The sequence below is a fragment of the Actinoplanes sp. NPDC024001 genome, assembly GCF_040638955.1.
Classification (GTDB): Bacteria; Actinomycetota; Actinomycetes; order Mycobacteriales; family Micromonosporaceae; genus Actinoplanes.
Genome location: NZ_JBEZZB010000190.1, coordinates 1 through 17,990, shown reverse-complemented (window position 1 = coordinate 17,990; position 17,990 = coordinate 1). Strand labels below are relative to the sequence as shown.

General features: G+C 72.7%; 19 protein-coding genes. 7 read left to right on the top strand and 12 right to left on the bottom strand.

The annotated features are described in order from the left end of the window. Positions 1–187: 187 nt before the first annotated feature. From AB0F81_RS43750 to AB0F81_RS43735, 4 genes are read right to left on the bottom strand one after another with little or no spacing between them, the layout of a single operon-like run. On the bottom strand, positions 188–865 hold the full coding sequence (locus AB0F81_RS43750) for a UbiA prenyltransferase family protein (protein ID WP_360208733.1): 678 nt from the start codon (positions 863–865) through the stop codon (positions 188–190). 6 nt (positions 866–871) lie between these two features. Further along, entirely contained in the window at positions 872–1,045 is a 174-nt protein-coding gene (locus tag AB0F81_RS43745; protein ID WP_360208730.1) for a hypothetical protein, read from the bottom strand. A 42-nt stretch (positions 1,046–1,087) separates the two neighbouring features. Beyond that, positions 1,088–2,023 carry a helix-turn-helix domain-containing protein gene (locus AB0F81_RS43740; protein ID WP_360208728.1) on the bottom strand — a complete coding sequence of 312 codons (936 nt, stop codon included), beginning with the start codon at positions 2,021–2,023 and terminating at the stop codon, positions 1,088–1,090. 20 nt (positions 2,024–2,043) lie between these two features. Then, the gene (locus tag AB0F81_RS43735) at positions 2,044–2,376 is read right to left on the bottom strand and encodes a YnfA family protein (RefSeq protein ID WP_360208725.1); all 333 of its coding nucleotides are present in this window, start codon (positions 2,374–2,376) and stop codon (positions 2,044–2,046) included. A 92-nt stretch (positions 2,377–2,468) separates the two neighbouring features. Here AB0F81_RS43735 and AB0F81_RS43730 point away from each other — a divergent pair, with 92 nt between their 5' ends. Both AB0F81_RS43730 and AB0F81_RS43725 read left to right on the top strand, forming a co-directional pair. Then, positions 2,469–3,512 carry a nucleoside hydrolase gene (locus AB0F81_RS43730; protein WP_360208722.1) on the top strand — a complete coding sequence of 348 codons (1,044 nt, stop codon included), beginning with the start codon at positions 2,469–2,471 and terminating at the stop codon, positions 3,510–3,512. 479 nt (positions 3,513–3,991) lie between these two features. Continuing rightward, entirely contained in the window at positions 3,992–4,306 is a 315-nt protein-coding gene (locus AB0F81_RS43725) for a hypothetical protein (protein WP_360208720.1), read from the top strand. A 572-nt stretch (positions 4,307–4,878) separates the two neighbouring features. Here AB0F81_RS43725 and AB0F81_RS43720 read toward each other — a convergent pair. Genes AB0F81_RS43720 through AB0F81_RS43700 form a run of 5 tightly spaced genes read right to left on the bottom strand, consistent with a single transcriptional unit; the run spans position 4,879 to position 9,374 of the window. Next, positions 4,879–5,916 (bottom strand): branched-chain amino acid ABC transporter permease, encoded by a 1,038-nt coding sequence (locus AB0F81_RS43720; RefSeq protein WP_360208717.1) that lies wholly within the window; start codon positions 5,914–5,916, stop codon positions 4,879–4,881. Further along, positions 5,913–6,770 (bottom strand): branched-chain amino acid ABC transporter permease, encoded by an 858-nt coding sequence (locus AB0F81_RS43715; RefSeq protein WP_360208713.1) that lies wholly within the window; start codon positions 6,768–6,770, stop codon positions 5,913–5,915. Before AB0F81_RS43715 ends, AB0F81_RS43720 begins: the two co-directional genes overlap by 4 nt. Next, entirely contained in the window at positions 6,770–7,477 is a 708-nt protein-coding gene (locus AB0F81_RS43710) for an ABC transporter ATP-binding protein (protein ID WP_360208711.1), read from the bottom strand. Before AB0F81_RS43710 ends, AB0F81_RS43715 begins: the two co-directional genes overlap by 1 nt. Next, positions 7,474–8,220, bottom strand: coding sequence for an ABC transporter ATP-binding protein (locus AB0F81_RS43705; protein ID WP_360208708.1), 747 nt, complete (start codon positions 8,218–8,220; stop codon positions 7,474–7,476). Before AB0F81_RS43705 ends, AB0F81_RS43710 begins: the two co-directional genes overlap by 4 nt. 5 nt (positions 8,221–8,225) lie before the next feature. Beyond that, on the bottom strand, positions 8,226–9,374 hold the full coding sequence (locus AB0F81_RS43700) for a substrate-binding domain-containing protein (protein ID WP_360208706.1): 1,149 nt from the start codon (positions 9,372–9,374) through the stop codon (positions 8,226–8,228). 137 nt (positions 9,375–9,511) lie between these two features. Here AB0F81_RS43700 and AB0F81_RS43695 point away from each other — a divergent pair, with 137 nt between their 5' ends. From AB0F81_RS43695 to AB0F81_RS43685, 3 genes are read left to right on the top strand one after another with little or no spacing between them, the layout of a single operon-like run. After that, positions 9,512–10,279: a 3-hydroxybutyrate dehydrogenase gene (locus AB0F81_RS43695; RefSeq protein ID WP_360208704.1), complete on the top strand. Its 768-nt coding sequence runs from the start codon at positions 9,512–9,514 to the stop codon at positions 10,277–10,279. A gap of 4 nt (positions 10,280–10,283) precedes the next feature. Then, positions 10,284–11,081, top strand: coding sequence for an alpha/beta hydrolase (locus tag AB0F81_RS43690; RefSeq protein ID WP_360208702.1), 798 nt, complete (start codon positions 10,284–10,286; stop codon positions 11,079–11,081). Further along, positions 11,078–11,713: a nitroreductase family protein gene (locus AB0F81_RS43685; protein WP_360208699.1), complete on the top strand. Its 636-nt coding sequence runs from the start codon at positions 11,078–11,080 to the stop codon at positions 11,711–11,713. The genes AB0F81_RS43690 and AB0F81_RS43685 overlap by 4 nt, the downstream gene beginning before the upstream one ends. Positions 11,714–11,934: 221 nt before the next feature. Here AB0F81_RS43685 and AB0F81_RS43680 read toward each other — a convergent pair whose 3' ends face one another. Next, positions 11,935–13,701 (bottom strand): ABC transporter ATP-binding protein, encoded by a 1,767-nt coding sequence (locus AB0F81_RS43680; RefSeq protein ID WP_360208697.1) that lies wholly within the window; start codon positions 13,699–13,701, stop codon positions 11,935–11,937. Positions 13,702–13,782: 81 nt separating this feature from the next. Between AB0F81_RS43680 and AB0F81_RS43675 the strand changes: the two genes are divergently transcribed. Next, entirely contained in the window at positions 13,783–14,190 is a 408-nt protein-coding gene (locus tag AB0F81_RS43675) for a MarR family transcriptional regulator (protein WP_360208694.1), read from the top strand. On the opposite strand, the gene AB0F81_RS43670 is transcribed toward AB0F81_RS43675, so the two are convergent. Further along, complete coding sequence (locus AB0F81_RS43670; RefSeq protein ID WP_360208691.1) at positions 14,187–15,023, bottom strand: tetratricopeptide repeat protein; 837 nt, start codon at positions 15,021–15,023, stop codon at positions 14,187–14,189. The genes AB0F81_RS43675 and AB0F81_RS43670 overlap by 4 nt on opposite strands. A 66-nt stretch (positions 15,024–15,089) precedes the next feature. Next, positions 15,090–15,575, bottom strand: a complete 486-nt coding sequence (locus tag AB0F81_RS43665) for a MarR family transcriptional regulator (protein ID WP_360208688.1) — start codon at positions 15,573–15,575, stop codon at positions 15,090–15,092. Between the two features lie 74 nt (positions 15,576–15,649). On the opposite strand from AB0F81_RS43665, the gene AB0F81_RS43660 reads away from it, so the two are divergent. Then, on the top strand, positions 15,650–17,719 hold the full coding sequence (locus AB0F81_RS43660) for an MMPL family transporter (protein ID WP_360208686.1): 2,070 nt from the start codon (positions 15,650–15,652) through the stop codon (positions 17,717–17,719). Positions 17,720–17,990: the final 271 nt, after the last annotated feature.

Genomic DNA, 17,990 nt, shown 5'->3' with positions numbered 1-17,990 from the left:
GGCGCCACCGTGACGGCGTCCCGGCCCTGCGCGCGTAACGCCGCGACCAGCGTCCGCACCGAGGTGACGACGCCGTCGCGCCGGGGCAGCCAGGTGTCGGTGAAGTGCAACGACCGCATGCGGGGAACGGTCGGGAGTCGGCGCGACGAGGGAGTGGCCACCACAGATCCGGATCATGAAGTTCGCATTACGCTCCAATGTAGGCCATCGCGAACCCCACTGTCGGCACCGCGAAGAGGACCGACACCACCGCCAGCCGCGGGATGCTGGGCCGCCGGGTGAGCATCGCGTAGGCGGCCAGCAGCACCGGCACCGTGACCAGCTGCGGCACCAGCGTCGAGCGGGGCACCACCACATCCCGCCAGGCACACCACAGGCACAGCACGAGGGCGCCGGCCCACAGGCCGACGCCGAGACGGTACGCCACCCGCCGCCCGAACCGCACCGCGAACGTGGTGTCGCCCGCCTCGGTGTCCGCGGCCAGATCGGTCACCGTCGTGGGCACGTACAGGGCGGCCGCGAACAGCAGCCCGATCAGGCCGATCTGCCACGGGAACTGCCACGGCGCCCGGGTCACCGACCAGCCCGCGGCCGGCGCCAGCACCCCGACGACGAACGCGTTGACCGCCACGTCCCAGCCCGGCCGGGTCTTCAGCCGCAGCGGCGGCACGCTGTATGCCCGGCCGAGCAGCAGCACCGCTCCGACGCCGAGCACGAACAGCGGCCCGACGTAGAGGGCACAGCCGACGGCCGCCGCCGCCAGCACCCGGTACCAGATCCGCAGCCGGGTCGCCGAGATCGTCCCGACGACCAGCGGCGCGGAGGCCTTCCGCGGGTTGACCCGGTCGGTCGGCAGGTCGTGCAGGTCGTTCTAGGCTAGCACCGCGCCCCACACCACCGGCCCGAGGACCAGCAGCGCCATCAGGACACGCGGCACGTCGGCGGCGGCCGGCAGCCAGGTGCGCCCGGCCAGCACCACCCCGAGGTACGCGGGAACCCACGACACCGGCCAGAACCACGGCCGCGACACAGCGATCAACGTCACGCCGGAAGCATCGCCACCGGTCGCTGTGTGCCGGCTGAGAAACTACGAGCGGAACGTGCGGCGGTAGGTCTCCGGCGGCACCCCGAGCTGCTCGGCGAAGTGGCGGCGCAGCGTGGTCGCCGTGCCCATGCCGACCCGGGACGCCACCTGCTCGATGCTGAGATCGGAGGTCTCCAGCAGCTCCTGCGCCCGCTGCACCCGCTGGGTCAGCAGCCACCGCAGCGGCGTCACCCCGGTCACCGCGGTGAAGTGGCGGGCCAGGTTCCGCTCGCTCATCCCGGCCCGGCGCGCCAGGTCCCGCACGCTCAGCGGCTCGGTCAGGCGCTCCAGCGCCCAGGGCAGCAGGCCGGCGAGGGCGTGGTTGCGGCCGTGGGTCACCGCGGCCGGGATGAACTGGGCCTGCCCGCCCGGCCGGTGCGGCGGCACCACCAGGATGCGGGCGAGCGCGTTCGCCACGGCGGCGCCGTGATCCACCCGGATCAGGTGCAGGCACAGGTCCATGCCGGCGGCCTTGCCGGCCGAGGTGAGCACGGTGCCCTCGTCGACGTAGAGCACGTCCGGGTCGACCCGCACCCGCGGGTGCCGGTCGCGCAGCAGGTCGGCGTGCGCCCAGTGGGTGGTGGCCCGCCGCCCGTCCAGCAGCCCCGCCTCGGCCAGCACGAACGCGCCGGTGCACAGCGACGCCACCCGCGCGCCGGCCCGGTGCGCTTCGCGGACCGCCTCGACCAGGGCGGGCGGCTGCGGCTCCTCGATGTCGCGGACCGACGGGACGATCACGGTGTCCGCGCCGACCAGCGCGTCCAGGCCGTGCCGGATGCCGGCGGTCAGCCAGCCGCCGACCCGGGCGTCGTCGTCGCCGCAGATCCGGAAGTCGTACCAGGGCGCGGCGAGCTCACGGTCGGCGCCGAAGACCTCGCAGGCGGAGGCGAGCTCGAACAGCGGCGTCCCGTCGGTGACGGCGAGGGCAACGGTGGGCACGTCGGAAACTGTACGGCCGATCAGGAACGCGGCGCATACATGATCACGGCCACCCCGGCCAGGCAGATGACGGCGCCGATGACGTCGTAGCGGTCCGGCCGGAACCTGTCGACGACCATGGCCCAGGCCAGCGAGCCGGCGACGAACACCCCACCGTAGGCGGCGAGGATGCGGCCGAAGTTCGCGTCGGCCTGCAGGGTGGCGACGAACCCGTAGGCGCCGAGCGCGGCGACGCCGGCGCCGATCCAGAGCACGCCCCTGTGCTCGCGCACCCCCTGCCAGATCAGCCAGGCGCCGCCGATCTCGGCGAGGGCGGCCAGCGCGAACAGCAGGATGGAACGGATGATCGTCACCGGCGTATGTCAGCACATCGACCGGGCCGGGTCCCGCCCGGGTGCCCCGTGCGGCATCATCGACCCAGGTCGATGAATGAGGAGGGGAACCCATGCGCCTGTCACTGTGGACCGCCGCCGCTGCGGTACTCGCCACGATCGTCACCGGCGCCCCACCGGCCGCGGCGGCCGGCGCCGGCCCGCTGCCGGTGATCTACGACAGCGACATGGACTTCGACGACGCGTCGACCCTCGCCTACCTCTGCGAGGAGCACAAACTCGGCCGGATCGACCTGCGGGCGGTCACCGTGGCGAACAACGGCTTCGGGATGCCGCAGCGCACCCTGCGGCACGCCCGCAGCATCCTCGACCAGTGCGGGCTGCCGCGGGTCCCGGTCGCCTCCGGCGCGACCGGCGAGGGCGTGCACCCCGCACCGGCGGAACTGGTGACGACCATCGAGACCGTGCTCAGTGGGGCGCTGGGGGACGGGGCGCTTCCCCCGTACGCATCGAAGTGGAGCGCAACCGACCTGATCGCGCGCGCCGCGCAGCGATCCCGGCGTCCCGTCACGGTGATCGCGACCGGCCCGCTCACCAACGTGGCCGCCGCCCTGCGCTCCCCCGCGACCGCCCGGCGCATCGCCCGCGTCCAGATCATGGGCGGCGCGCTGCGGGTGCCCGGCAACCTGTACGGCTCGGCCCTGCCCGGCTTCGACAACACGCAGGAGTTCAACTTCTGGATGGACCCGGTGTCGGCCCAGGCCGTCCTGCGGACCGCCCGCTCCGGCACGCTGCGCCTGGTGCCGCTGGACGCCACCGCCGCCGTCCCGATCACCCCGGCGTTCGTCGCCCGCCTCGCCGCCGACCAGCAGGCGCCCGGCGCCCGCATCACCTACCGCATCGTCAGCCAGCCGGATCTGGCAGCGCTGATCTCCCTGGGCATCATGTACTGGTGGGACGCCCTCGCCGCGGTCTCCGCGGTGCACGGCACGATCACCACGTTCCGGGCGGAGCGGGTCACGGTCGTGCAGGACGGCGTCCAGTCCGGCCGCACGCTGCTCACGCCGGCAGGCCGGCGCGTGCAGGCGGCCGGGGCTGCGGACGCCCCGGCCTTCGAGCGCCGCTTCCTCGATTCCCTCAACGGTCGTACGGGCTAGGGGCCGGCCAACGGCAGCTACACCGCCCGTGGCCAAGCGCGATCACGCACACCTCCAGGCCGCACCGCGCCCGCCGGGAAACACCAGGCGGCCAAGCCCCTCCGCGCGCCTTACCCCGCAGCCCCATCCCGCCCGCGCCGCCGCGCAGCCCAACCCCGCCGCACGCCGCATACCGCCCGCGCCGCCGCGCAGCCCAACCCCGCCGCACGCCGCATACCGCCCAGACCCACCGCGCCGTGACCGGCGAGCCGCCCAACCCCGCCGCACGCCGCATACCGCCCAGACCCGCCGCGCCGTGACCGGCGAGCCGCCCGAATCCGCCGCGCGACGTGCCCGCAGACGGCTCGAGCGCGGCGTGCGCCGCACCCGCGAACCGCCCGATCCCCGCCAGCCGCGACCCGCCAGCCGCGGGCCGGGGACCGCAGGTGACGCGCGCCAGGCGTGCGCCGGGTCCGTAGGGTGGCCGGCGAGGAGGTCACGTGGAAACTCGCACCGATGTCCAGCCGGCAGCCGCGGTGCCTCGCGGGCGGATCAGCCTCGGCCTGGCGCAGTCCTTCGCCATCTGGCTGCTGATCGTGCTGGCCGCAGCGCTGATCACGCACCCGCTGGTGCCCTGGGTGGCCGTGACCGCGGGCGTGCTCTCCTGCGTCCTGCTCGGCAAATGGCACCAGCGGCGTTCCCGCCCCGACTCCGCGGTAGGCGCCTTCACCGGCGCCGGCCTCTGGCTCCTCCTGCTCGGCCTGCTGCTGCTCGCCCTCAATCTCGCCTCCATGGCCCTGCACGACTTCGAGTAGTGCGTCACAGCCCGACGGACTCAGCTGGCCCTCACGCCCCGAATCCGCCTCGGCTGAGGTGCATAGCCGCCAGCCAAGCGAACCCGGCTGGCCACCACACACCGAATCCGGCGCCCTTAACGTCGATGAGCGCCAGCCGAGCCAGCCCAGCTGGCCGTCACGCACCAAATTCGGCAGCCATGAGGGGCATGGCCGCCAGCCGGACAGACCCGGCTGGCCCTCACGCACCGAATGCGATGGGTGAAAGCACCCTCACCGCCAGCCGAGCAACCGAGCTGACCGCCACGCAGCGAACCCGATGGCCGAAAGGACCCTCGTCGCCAGCCGGGCGAGACCGGCTGACAGGCAGGAGGGCGATGGCAGCGCGGGAGCGAGCAACGCGGGAGCGAGTAACGCGGGAGCGAGTAACGCGGAGCGAGCAACGCAGGAGCGAGCAACGCAGGAGCGAGCAACGCAGGAGCGAGCAACGCAGGAGCGAGCAACGCAGGAGCGAGCAACGCGGGAGCGAGCAACGCAGGAGCGAGCAACGCGGGAGCGAGCGGCGGGCGGTCTGCCGCCCACCGCTCGCCGCGTCATCTGGTGGCGGGCTCGGCTGACGACGGGTGGGCGCGCCGCAGGCCCAGGGCCCGGCGCACCGGCTCGAGCCGGCCACCCAAGCCGGTCAGGCCGCCGGGCACGAAGTAGACCGCCAGGATGAACAGCGTCCCCAGCACGAACAGCGGCTCCCCCAGCGGGCCCGGCAGCGACCCGCCGAGGCGGGCCAGCCGCTGGTCCAGGTAGGCGTAGAGGATGCCCCCGATCACCGCACCCCACCGCGTGCCCGCACCGCCCAGCACTGCCATCACGATCAGCGACAGGGTCAGCTCCGATGACGCCACGTGCGGCGACGCCCCGCCCACCACCAGCGCGTACGTCACCCCGCCCAGCGCGGCCAGCGCGCCGGCGAGGACGAAGGCGAGGAGTTTGAGCCGGTACGGGGACAACCCCAGCACCGCGATCCGCCGCTCGTCGTCGCGCAGGCCGGTGAGCGTGCGGCCCAGTGGCGCCCGGTCGATGGTGTGCACCACGAGAACCACCACGGTCAGGAACGCCAGCGCCAGCCAGTACAGGTTGACCGTGTTGGTCACCCCGACCAGCGCGGCCGGCAGGCCCGCGCTGACCAGCGGCAACCCTTCCTCGCCACCGGTCAGCCCACCCGGATCCCGGTTGATCACGATGTGGCCGACCTGGGCGAACGCCAGCGTGACCATGGAGAACGCGATCCCCGAGGTCTGCAGCGCCACCGAGCCGAGCAGCGCGGCGAGGGCCGCCGCGGCGAGCACGGTCACCGCAGCCGCGCTCCACAGCTGCCAGCCGTAGTGGCTGACCAGGATGTCCACCCCGTAGGCGCCGGCGGCGATGTAGAGCGCGTGCCCGAACGACAGCAGCCCGGCCCGGCCGAACAGCAGGTCGTAGCCGAGTGCCAGCCCACCGAAGACCAGGCACAGGGCGAGCAGTTGCAGGGTGCCGGGCGAGTTGAGCGGACCTTCGAACAGTCCGGGCAGGCTGAGCGTCGACCAGGGCAGCACCGCGGCCACCACGAGGAGAAGAAGAGGCACCGCACGCCTCATGCCGTGGCCACCTTTCCGGCGAGGCCGGCCGGGCGCAGCAGGAGCACGACGGCAAGCAACGCCACCACGCTCACGTCGCCGGCGCCGGCCGTACCGTAGTAGTTCACGAACTGTTGGAGCAGGCCGACCGCGCCGGCCGCGCCGGCGACCGAGCCGAGCCCGCCGATCACCACGACGATGAAGGCGAAGATCAGCAGCGAGGCGCCCTGTCCCGGCGAGATGGAGCTGAAGTAGGTGCCGGCGAGGATGCCGGCCAGTCCGGCCAGCGCCCCGCCGATGGCGAAGACCAGGGTGAACGCGTTGCGGACGTCGATGCCGAGCGCGCTGACCATGGCCCGGTTCTCCACGCCCGCCCGGATCACCAGGCCATAGCGGGTGAAGCGGAGGAACGCCAGAAGCGCCCCGAGCACCAGCACCGCCACGCCGATCAGCAGGAACCGGTCGGCCGGCACCTGCGCGCCGCCGACGCTGATCACCGACGAGGTCCACGCCGGCCGGGGGAAGACCCGCGCGTCGGCGCCCCAGACGGATTGCAGCAGCGCCACGCCGGCCAGCGACAGGCCGACGGTGACCAGCACCTGTTCGGTGTGCCGGGTGTAGAGCGGCCGGATCAGCACGAGTTCGACGAGGGCGCCGGTGGCGGCGCCCACCGCCACCCCGAGGGCGAGCCCGCCGAGCCAGCCCAGGTGCGGTTCCGCCCACCAGGCCACGTACGCGCCGACGGACAGGAACAGGCCGTGCGCGAAGTTGAGCACCCCGGCGAGGCCGAAGACCAGGGACAGGCCGGAGGCGATGAGGAAGTAGAGCGCCGCCAGGCCGAGCCCGGTGAGGGTCAGCAGGACCACGGTGGACATCAGTGCCTCCCGGCGGTGGATCCGACGCCGAGCAGCGACTTCGTCGCTTCGGCGTCTCCGAGCAGGTCGGCCGCGCGGCCTCGCCAGGCGGTGCGGCCGGCTTCCAGCACGACCGCGTCGGTGGCGAGCCGGCGGACCACCGCCAGGTTCTGTTCGACGAGCAGGATCGGTACGCGGGAAGCCACCCGTTCGAGCACCCCGGCGACCGCGGTGACCACGGCCGGGGCCAGGCCCTTGGTCGGCTCGTCGACGAGCAGCAGCCGGTTCGGGTTGAGCAGCACCCGCGCGAGGGCGACCATCTGCTGCTGCCCGCCGGAGAGCGTCCCGGCCCGCTGCCCGGCGCGTTCGCGCAGTTCCGGGAAGAGCTCGTGGACCAGGTCGTAGTCGGGGTCCGGCACCCGGCAGGCCAGGCGCAGGTTCTCCGCCACGGTCAGCCCGGCGAACACGCACCGGTCCTCCGGCACGTAGCCCAGCCCGTCGCGGACCAGCCGGTGGGTGGCCCGCCCGAGCACCGGCCGCCCGTCGTAGGTGACCGTGCCGCCGGCGGCGGGCACCTCACCGAGGATCGCCCGCAGCGTGGTGGTCTTGCCGACGCCGTTGCGCCCGAGTAGCGCGGTCACCCCGGACGGCGCCACGTCGAAGCTGACGCCCTGCAGAATGTGCGAGCCGCCGAGCCGCACCGACAGGTCGGCTACCTGCAGGATCACAGTTCCTCCCCCAGATATGCCTCCTGCACGAAGGCGTCGGCCATCACCGCGCCGGGTGTGTCGCAGGCCAGCAGGGCGCCGTGGTGCAGGACGGCGACCCGGTCGGCCACGTCCAGCACCACATCCATGTGGTGTTCCACCATGAGCACGCTGCGCCCGGTGCCGGCGGTCAGCCCGCGGACCACCGCGACCAGGGCGGGCACCTCCTCGGCGCTCACCCCGGCCATCGGCTCGTCGAGCAGCAGCACGCGCGGTTCCCCGGCGAGCAACAGGGCGATCTCCAACTTCCGCTTCTCGCCGTGGGCCAGCGAACCGGCCGAACTCGCGGCGCGTTCGGTCAGCCGTACCTCGGCAAGGATCTCGTCGGTGCGGGCCGCGATGTCGCGGTCGGCGCGCTTGCGCCAGGCGCGCATCGCGCCGCCGCGCTTGGCCTGCACGGCCAGCGCGACGTTCTCGGCGACGGTGAGCGAGGCGAACACCGCCGAGGTCTGGAAGGTGCGGCCCAGGCCGAGGCGGGCCCGACGGTACGGCGCCAGCGCCGTCACATCGTCCCCGCCCAACCGGATCCGCCCCGAGCTGGGCCGGCGCAGCCCGCTGATCAGGTTGAACAGCGACGTCTTGCCCGCGCCGTTGGGGCCGATCAGGGCCATGAACTCGCCCGGTTCGAGGCGCAGGGTGACGTCGTCGACGATCGGCACGGCACCGATGCGCCAGGACACCGCGTCGACCGCGACGGCTGACACGCTGCTCAACCCTTCATCGCCGCTGCCGGTGGGGCGGCGTCCTCGGCGGAGACGGTGCCGGCCGGGGTGGCCGTCTCGGCGTCGGTGAGCTTCGCCTGGAACATCGGCTGCAGCAGCGCGTGGTCCTCGGCCCGGACGGTGAGCTTGCCCTTGACCGAGTCGAAGCTGTGGCCCTCCAGGGCGGCGACCATCTTGTCGGCGTCGTCCGGGCTGCTCTTCAGCGCGTGCACGATCATCTGCGCGGCGGCGAACCCGTCCGGGTGGAACAGGTCGGTCCTGCCGCCCGGCACCGCGGCCTTCAGCGCCTGGTAGGCCGGGTTGTCGGCGGCGCCGTCGAAGTAGTGCGCGAGCAGGTTGAGCTTGGTGGCGCCGGCGCCGAACCCGGCCCAGGAGGCGCGGATGTCCAGGCCGGTGACCACCTTCGTGGAGCTCAGCACGCCCTGCTGGTCGAGGGCCTGCCACATGGCGCCGGCCGTGGTGCCGGCCCAGGCGACGAAGACCAGGTCGGGCTTGGCGGCCTTGATCTGGCTGGCGAACGGGGTGAAGTCGGTGGCGTTGGCGGGCACCGCGATGTCGGTGACGGTCGCGCCGGCGCCGCCGAGGACCGCGGTGACGGCGGCGACGTTCGACTTGCCGAACGCCGAGTCGGGCGCGAAGACCAGCACCTTCTTGCCGTCGCCGAGGAAGCTCCTGGCGGTCTGCACGTCCTGGTACGACTGCCGCCCGGACCGGAACGTGTACCTGTTGACGCCGGTGATCCCGTCGGTGGCGGCCGGCCCGGAGACGAAGAGCACCTTGTTCTCCGCGGCGAGCGGCGCCACCTGCAGCGCGACCCCGGACGAGGTGGACCCGGCGAGCACCTTGTAGCCCTTGCCGATCAGATCCTTGGCGGCGGAGACCGCCTTGACCGGGTCACCGGCGTCGTCGGCGTAACTGACCTCGACCGCCCGGTCGCCGATCTTGCCGGTGCCGTCGGTCGCGTAGGCCAGGCCCGCCTTGAAGCCCTCGGCGTACTGCGCGCCGTAGGTGGCGAGCGGACCGGACTGCGAGTAGACGATCCCGACGCGCAGCGGACCGGAACCGCCGTCCGTGGCCGCCTGCGGGCTGCCACAGGCGGCCGTGGAAAGGGCCACCGCCGCGATAGCGGCTGTCATGCGAAGACGATTCATGCGGCCACACGCTAGAAACATCGGCGTAGCAAAACCACGGGCATCGATCACATCGAAGTGGTCCCGGTTGTGTGCGCCGGACACATATACGGCGTGGCCCGCCGGTCCGTACGTTTCCCGCCATGACGACGGCACAGGTGGTCGACCTTGATCTGGCGGGCCGCACCGCCCTGGTGACCGGCGCCGGCAGCGGCATCGGGCGCGCATGCGCCGAGCGGCTCGCCGCGGCCGGCGCCGAGGTGGTGGCGGTGGACATCGACGAACGGGCCGCGAAGGAGGTGGCCGCCGCGATCGGCGGGCGGGCGATCGCCGCCGACCTGTCCGACCCGGACGCCTTCGACGCGCTCCCGGCGGACGTCGACGTGCTGGTCAACAACGCCGGCCTGCAGGTGGTGGCGCCGCTGACCGAGTTCCCGGCGGAGAAGTTCACGCTGATCCAGCGGGTGATGGCCGAGGCGCCGTTCCGGCTCGTGAAACTGGTGCTTCCGCACATGTACGAGCGCGGTTGGGGCCGGGTCGTCAACATCTCCTCGGTGCACGGGCTGATCGCGTCGCCGTACAAGGCGGCCTATGTGAGCGCGAAACACGCGGTCGAGGGACTGTCCAAGGTCACCGCGCTGGAGGGGGCCGCGCACGGGGTCACCTCGAACTGCATCAGCCCGGGGTTCGTGCGTACCCCTCTGGTCGACAAGCAGATCGCCGACCAGGCCGCGGTGAACGGCATCCCGGAGTCCGAGGTGATCGAGAGGATCGTGCTGGCCCGGGCGGCGATCAAGGAGCTGGTGGAGCCGGAGGACGTGGCGGAGCTGCTCGCCTACCTCTGCACGCCGCCGGCCCGGCTGATCACCGGATCGTCGCTCACGATCGACTGCGGGTGGACGGCACACTGACGTGATGGAAGAGATCGACATCGCCGTCGCCGGCGGCAAGCTGCGCGCCCTCAGCTGGCCCGCCGGCGGCCCGCTCGTGCTGGCCGCGCACGGCATCACCGCCAACGCGCTCTCCTGGGCGCCGGTCGCCCGCGCCTTGCGCGGCCGGGCCCATCTGGTCGCGCTCGACCTGCGCGGTCGCGCCGGCAGCGCACATCTTCCCGGACCGTACGGGATGAGCGCGCACGCCGACGACCTGATCGCGGTCGCCGACCACTTCGGGGTGAGGACACCCGCGCTGGTGGGGCACTCGATGGGCGCGTTCGTCGTGGCGGCGACCGCGGCCCGGCATCCCGGCCGGGTGGGCCCGGTGCTGATGGTCGACGGCGGGGTGGCCCTGCCGGTGCCGGCAGACGTCGACGTGGACGCGGCGCTGCACGCGATCATCGGCCCGGCGATGCGGCGGCTGTCGATGACCTTCGCGTCGCCCGCCGAGTACCTGGACTACTTCCGGGCCAATCCGGCGCTGGGCCGGTACTGGACGCCGGAGCTGGAAGCCTATGTGCTGCGCGACTTCACCGGCACCGGATCGTCGTGCAACCTCGACGCGATCCGCGCCGACGCGGCCGACATGCTGACGAACCCGGTGCCCGCGCCGTACCCGATGCTGTGGGCCCCGCGCGGCCTGATGGACGAGGACCGCGGCCTCTACACCGCCGGCCGGCTGGCCGGCGTGGACGCCGAGCTGATCCCGGACGTCAACCACTACACGATCCTGCAGGCGCCACGCGTCGCGGAACGCATCGTTACGCTCCTGTCATGACCACCACCGATCCGCGGGAGCTGTCCCTGCTGGAGGCGTTGCACTCGACGCCGGCCCGCCGCTACCTGTCCACCGAGCCGATCGACGACGACGTGATCCGGGAGATCCTGGACGCGGCCATCCGCGGGCCGTCGGCCGGCAACGGCCAGTTCTGGGCGTGGATCGTGGTGCGCGACCCGGACACCAAACGGCAGATCGCCGAGTGGTACCGGGAAGGCTGGGAACGCCACTACGGCTCCCGGCGCGAGCAGATCCTCGGCGCCCCCGAGGGCGGGCCGATGAGCAAGGCCAGCTTCCTCGCCGCCGACCACCTGGCGAACCATCTCGAGGAGGCCCCGGTCTGGATCATCCCGGTGCTGCTGGGCGCGGCGAAGTCGACCAACCCGCGGCTCGGCTCGTCGATCTACGGCGCGGTGCAGCACCTGATCCTGGCCGCCCGCGCGCACGGCCTCAGCGCGACGCTCACCACGCTGCACGTCGGCCACGAGGAGGACGTCCGCAAGCTGCTCGGCCTGCCGGAGGACGCGCTGACGATGGCGCTGATCCCGCTCGGCCACCCGGCGAAGGGCCGCTGGTCGCAGCCGAAGCGCCGTCCCCTCGACGAGGTCGTCTTCTACGACCGGTTCAGCTAGCCCGCTTCCGCACGGCCGCACTTCCCACCCGGCTGGCCGCCAGTGCTCGTCCAGGCCCCCAACAACAGCACCGGCCGCCAGCCGACCGATCCGGCTGACCGCCAGCGCGGCTTTCGGCGGCCGGGAACAGCGCTGGGCGCCAGCCGAGCAATCCAGCTGACCGCCAGCGCGGCTTTCGGCGGCCGGGAACAGCGCTCGGCGTCAGCCAGGTGTGAGGGGGGTCAGCGGGCCAGGGTGGCGTAGCGGCCGCCGTCGCGCAGCAGGGAGTCGTGGGTGCCGGACTCCAGGATGCGGCCGTGGTCGATCACCGCGATCTGGTCGGCGTCGCGCACCGTCGAGAGGCGGTGCGCGATCGTCACCGTGGTCCGGCCGCGGGACAGCTCGTCGAAGGCGCGCTGCACGGCCCGCTCGGTCTCGTTGTCCAGGGCGCTGGTCGCCTCGTCCAGGACCAGGATCCGCGGGTCGCGCAGCAGCGTACGGGCGATGGCGATGCGCTGTTTCTCACCGCCGGAGAAGCGGTGGCCGCGGGAGCCGACCATGGTGTCGTACCCGTCGGGCAGCGCGGAGATCAGATCGTGGATCTGCGCGGCCCGGGCGGCAGCGTAGATCTCGGCGTCGGTGGCGTCGGGTTTCGCGTAGCGCAGGTTCTCCCGGATGGTGGTGTGCAGCAGGTAGGTCTCCTGGCTCACCACACCCACGATCGACGCCAGCTGCGACAGGGACAGGTCCGAGATGGGCACGCCGTCGATCGTGACCCGGCCCGAGGTCGGGTCGTGCAGGCGGGCGATCAGCGCGGCGATCGTGCTCTTGCCGGAACCGGTCTCCCCCACCAGGGCCAGCGAGGATCCGGCGGGCACGTCCAGGTTCACCCCGGCGAGCGCGGCGGTGGCGCTTCCCTCGTACGCGAATGTCACGTCCTCGAAGCGCAGGTGGCCGTGCACCCGCTCGAGCCGCACCGGGTCGGCCGGCTCCTGGATCTCGACCGGCAGGTCGAGATATTCGAAGATGCGCGCGAAGAGCGCGAGCGAGCTGGTCAGCGTGACCCCCACGTCGAGCAGGCTCATCAGCGGCCGGAACAGGTTGCCCTGCAGCGCGGTGAACGCGACCAGCGTGCCGATGCTCATCGCGCCGGCGGCGAACGGCAGGCCGGCGGCCAGGTAGATGACCGCCGGGATGACGGCGAAGACGACGGTCATCGCGGCCATCCGCCAGCGCCCGGCCAGCTCGGAGCGCAGCTCCAGGTCGATGAGGCGGCGCGAGGAGGCGGTGAACCGCTCGATCTGCGCGTCGCCGGCGCCCATCGTCTTGCTCAGCTGGATGCCGCTGATCGACAGGCCCTCCTCGATGATCACGTTGAGGTCGGCGAGCTCGCGCTGGCGCTGGGCGGTGATCCGGTGCCGCATCCGGGCGACGCGCCGGGTGAGCAGGACCGCCGGCGGCAGCGCGATCAGCGAGACCAGCGTGAGCTGCCAGGACAGCGCGGTCATCGCGGCCAGCGTGGCGACGACGGTGGTGAAGTTGGCGGCGACGGAACTGGCGGTGGAGGTGACCACCTGCTGCATGCCGCCGATGTCGTTGGTGATGCGCGACTGCACCTCGCCGGTGCGGGTGCGGGTGAAGAAGCCGACCGACTGCCGCTGCAGGTGGGTGAAGACGTCGGTGCGCAGCCGGTGCATGACCCGCTGGCCGACGTCGGTGGAGATCCAGGTCTGCACCACGCCGAGCGCGGCGGTCACCGCGGCGACGCCGACCATGCCGGCGACCAGCCAGATCAGCAGGCGCAGGTCGCCCTGCGGCAGGGCGACGTCGATGACCTCGCGCAGCAGGAACGGCGAGATCATCGCCACCGCGGAGGAGATCACGATGACGGCCACCACGACGGCCAGCTGCCGCCGGTGGCCACGGAAGAGCGCGCCGATGCGGCGCAGCGAGACGGAGCGGGCCTGGGCCTTCTCCGCCGCGGTCAGGGTGCGTTGTCCCCTTGCCAAGAGCAGGACCTTTCCTCGTACGGGCTTGCTGAGGTTACCTCAACATGAGGGTACAACGGCAACCGCTATACCCTTGTTCCCGTGGAGGACGAGAGTCTGCTCGAGGCGTTCTGGGGCGTTACCCGCAAGCTGCGGCACCGAACCCGGGAGGCCCTCGAGCCGTGGAACGTCTCGCCGTCGCAGTCGCGCGCGCTCGGCATGCTGACGCACCACGGCGAGATGCGGCTCAGCGCGCTCGCCGAGCACCTGCGGATCGCGCCCCGCTCGGCCACCGAGGTCGTCGACGACCTGCAGAACCGGGGCCTGGTCGAGCGCCGCCCCGATCCGGCCGACCGGCGCGCCACGCTGGTCGCCCTGACCGCGCACGGCGTCGAGACCGGCAACGCGATCAAGCAGGCGCGGGCCGCCGAGGGCGAGCGGCTCTTCGCCGAGCTCAGCGACGCCGACCGTACGGAGCTGGCCCGCATCCTGCGCAAACTGCGCGACTAGGGCCGGGTGAAGTGGTGGATCAGGCCGGCGCCGGTGGTGGCGCAGAGCAGCCCGAAGTAGATGTTGTCCGGGACGGCGGCGAAGCCGGTCACGTCCACGGCGGCGACCCCGAAGAACGCGGCCAGGAACCAGATCATCGAGACCCGGGCCACGTGGTTCAGGGCGTCCCGGCGCGGTGAGCGCCGGGCGGTCAGGTGGTCGCCGGGGCGCACCCGCAGCGACTCGGCGAAGTCGTCGGCGGCCTGCGCCAGCGTGGGCGCGTCCACCACGCCGCGCATGGCCTGCTCCAGGCGGTGCAGCGCGGTCCGCGCCCCGGTGTGCCCGGGGTCGATGGTGAGCGCGCGGATCACGGCCTCGCGGGCGGTGAGCGGGCGCCCGGCGGCGAACAGCGCGAGGCCGTAGGTGACGTACAGATCGGGGTCGTAGGCGGCCAGCTCGATCGCGATGCGCAACCCCTCGGCGGCGTCGGCCGCGCGGCCGGCGGCGAGTTGCGCCTCGGCGAGCCGGTTGTGCAGCCGCGGGTTGCCCGGGTCGTCCTGGCAGGCGGCGAACGCGGCCTCGATCGCCTCGGGGTGCTCGCCGAGCGCGGTGCACGCCCGGCTGACCCAGAACAGCGACTCGGCGCCGTCCGGGTCGAGCTGCCAGGCGGCGCCGGCCGCGCGCAGGGCGCCCTGTGCGTCGCCGAGGTCGAGCCGGGCCCGGGCCATCCGGTGCCAGGCGCCGATGTTGCCGGGTTCGCGCCCGACGTACGGGGCGAGCAGGGTCGCGGCGTTGCCGGCACGGCCACGGGCCAGCAGGGCGTCGGCTTCGATCAGCAGGGGCTCGGTAGACACGCCGCTGTGATCGGCGACCCGGCCGGCGACTTGTGGAACCCGGCCGTTGCGCTCCGGTTGCGCCGCCTAGTTCGAGCGCAGCTCGTCGCGATAGGTGAGCAGCGCCTTGCCCATGCCGGCCAGGAACCGCTCGACGGCCTGCAGCTCCGCCACGGTGAACTGCTCCATCACCGCGTCGGTGTGCGGGCGCAGCGGTGTGAAGAACGCGATCGCCAGCGACATGCCCGCTTCGGCGTAGCGCAGGTGCACGACCCGCCGGTCGCTGCTCTCCCGGGTGCGGCGCAGGTGCCCGCCGCGCTCCAGCCGGTCGATCAGCGCGGTGGTCGCGCCGGACGAGAGCCCGATCGCCTCACCGAGCCGCCCGGGCGTCAGCGGTGCGCCGTGTCTCTCCGCGTGCATCACCGCGAGCAGCGCGTGCATGTCGGTGGCGTGCAGGTGATGACGGTTGGCGAAGGCGTGCCCGATGTGCTGCGCCTCGCTGCTGTACGTGTTCAGCAGGTCGACGAGCGCCCTGCGCAACCGCTCCCGTTCCGCGGTCTCGTTGCCTTCCACGGGGGTAAGTGTTGCAGATCCGTCCTCAGTCGTGAACAATCTCGATTGTAAAGATTCTCGTTCTTGGAGGCTTCATGAAACGGGCATGGGCAACCCTGTTGCTGGCCCTCGTCCTCGGCGGGCTGGTCTTCGCCTTCGCCGGAACGACTCGGACGGACAACGACGCCACCTCCTCCCTGCCGGCCTCGGCCGAGTCGACCAAGGTCGCGCAGCTGCAGAAGGAGTTGCCGTCGGGCCGGACCAACCCGGCCCTGATCGTGATCGCCAAGGGCGGCGCGGCGCTCACCGAGGCCGACCTGGCGAGCGTGCAGGACCTCGGGCAGCCGATCCTCTCCCAGGACCGCAAGGCCGCCCTGATCACCGTCACGCTCCCGGCCACCGGTGACAGCGACGAGACCATCCGCGTGGTGGACGAGCTGCGGGCCAAGGCCAAGGACGGCCTGGCGCCGGGCGTGACCGCGCAGGTCACCGGCGGCGCCGGATTCGGCGCCGACCTGGCGAACAGCTTCAGCGGCGCGAACACCCGGCTGCTCATCGTCACCGTCCTGGTGGTGACCGTCCTGCTGCTGGTCACCTACCGCAGCCCGATCCTCTGGATCGTCCCGCTCGCCGTGGTGGGCTTCGCCGACCAGCTCGCGGCGAAGGCCATCGCCATCTACTCCGAGCACACCGACCTGGCGATCAACGGCTCGACGACCGGCATCGTCACGGTGCTGGTGTTCGGCGCCGGCACCAACTACGCCCTGCTGCTGATCTCCCGCTACCGGGAGGAGCTGCACAAGTACGAGAACCGGTTCGAGGCCATGGCCAAGGCGCTGCGCGGGGCCGGCCCGGCCATCGCGGCGAGCGCCGGCACCGTGATCCTGGCGCTGCTCACCCTGCTGCTGGCCAGCCTGAAGACGAATGCCGCGCTCGGCGTCACGGCCGCCACCGGCGTCGCGATCGCCATGGTGTTCGCCCTGCTGGTGCTGCCGGCGGCGCTGGTGGTCTGCGGCCGCGGGCTGTTCTGGCCGTTCATCCCGCGGGTCGGCCAGGCCGGCCCGGAGGACGGCAAGGGCTTCTGGGCCAAGGTCGGCCGCACGGTGGTGCGCCGCCCCGCCGCGGTGACCGCCCTGGCCGTGGTGATCCTCGGCCTGCTCTCGCTGGGCACCCTCGGCACCAAGGTCGGCCTGTCGCAGACCGAGCAGTTCCGGGTCGAGTCCGAGTCGGTCGCCGGCCTGGAGACGCTCAGCAAGTACTTCCCGGCCGGCGCCGCCGGTCCCGCCGTGGTGCTGACCGAGCCGGCCAAGGCGGAGCAGGTGCTCGCCACAGTCACCGACACGCCCGGCGTGGCGCAGGCCCGCATCGGTGAGCGCACCGAGACCCAGGTCAGCATCAGCGCCGTGCTGGAAGCGGCGCCGGACACCGCCGAGGCGTTCGACACGATCCGCGACCTGCGCGACCGGGTCGGCGACGATGCCCTGGTCGGCGGCACGGTGGCGACCGCTCTGGACACCCGTGACGCGGCCCGCCAGGATCTGGTGACGATCGTTCCGGTGATCCTCGCGGTGGTGCTCATCGTCCTGATCGTGCTGCTGCGGGCCCTGGTCGCCCCGCTGCTGCTGATGGCGACCGTGGTGCTCAGCTTCGTGGCCTCGCTCGGCGCCGGCTCGTGGCTGTTCCGCACCGTGTTCGACTACCCGGCCCTGGACAACTCGGTTCCGCTGTTCTCGTTCCTCTTCCTGGTCGCGCTCGGTGTCGACTACAACATCTTCCTGGTCACCCGGGCCAAGGAGGAGACGCCGCGGCGCGGCACCCGGGAAGGCATGGTGCATGCCCTGGCGGTCACCGGCGCGGTCATCACCAGCGCGGGCATCCTGCTCGCGGCGGTGTTCGCGGTACTCGGGGTGCTGCCGGTGGTCACGCTCACCCAGATCGGCGTCATCGTCGGTATCGGCGTGCTGCTGGACACGCTGCTCGTGCGTACCGTGCTGGTGCCCGCGCTGGCCACGCTCACGGGTGACCGGTTCTGGTGGCCGGGCCGGCCGCAGGTCGGGTCCGGGCCGGCCGCGGACGAGGACGCGGACGGCCAGTCGCACCAGCCGCGCCAGGACTGGGAAGCGGTGGACCGCGCCAAGCTCGCCGCCCCCGCCGACAAGAACTAACGGTGTGGGAGCGGAAACGCGCTCCCCACCCGGTTCGGGCTTTGCTCACCGCCAGGAGCCCGGCTGCGCGTTCGGCGCGCAGCCGGGCTCAACCATGTTCGCCACGCCGCGGAACGCTACCCATATTGCCTATCGGGTCGATAGGATCCGTGGGCATGAACGAGCGTGGCTATGACGAGCGCCGCCTGCGGGACTTCACCGCCGGGCGGACCCGCGGATTCTCCCGGCGCGAGCTGTTGCTGCTGTCCGCCGCGGTCGGCGCCGGCGCGGC

Coding starts and splice junctions, on each gene's coding strand:
- AB0F81_RS43720 (WP_360208717.1), bottom strand. CDS start 5,916: ATGAGGCGTGCGGTGCCTCTTCTTCTCCTCGTGGTGGCCGCGGTGCTG.
- AB0F81_RS43700 (WP_360208706.1), bottom strand. CDS start 9,374: ATGACAGCCGCTATCGCGGCGGTGGCCCTTTCCACGGCCGCCTGTGGC.
- AB0F81_RS43715 (WP_360208713.1), bottom strand. CDS start 6,770: ATGTCCACCGTGGTCCTGCTGACCCTCACCGGGCTCGGCCTGGCGGCG.
- AB0F81_RS43660 (WP_360208686.1), top strand. CDS start 15,650: ATGAAACGGGCATGGGCAACCCTGTTGCTGGCCCTCGTCCTCGGCGGG.
- AB0F81_RS43685 (WP_360208699.1), top strand. CDS start 11,078: ATGACCACCACCGATCCGCGGGAGCTGTCCCTGCTGGAGGCGTTGCAC.
- AB0F81_RS43730 (WP_360208722.1), top strand. CDS start 2,469: ATGCGCCTGTCACTGTGGACCGCCGCCGCTGCGGTACTCGCCACGATC.
- AB0F81_RS43690 (WP_360208702.1), top strand. CDS start 10,284: ATGGAAGAGATCGACATCGCCGTCGCCGGCGGCAAGCTGCGCGCCCTC.
- AB0F81_RS43695 (WP_360208704.1), top strand. CDS start 9,512: ATGACGACGGCACAGGTGGTCGACCTTGATCTGGCGGGCCGCACCGCC.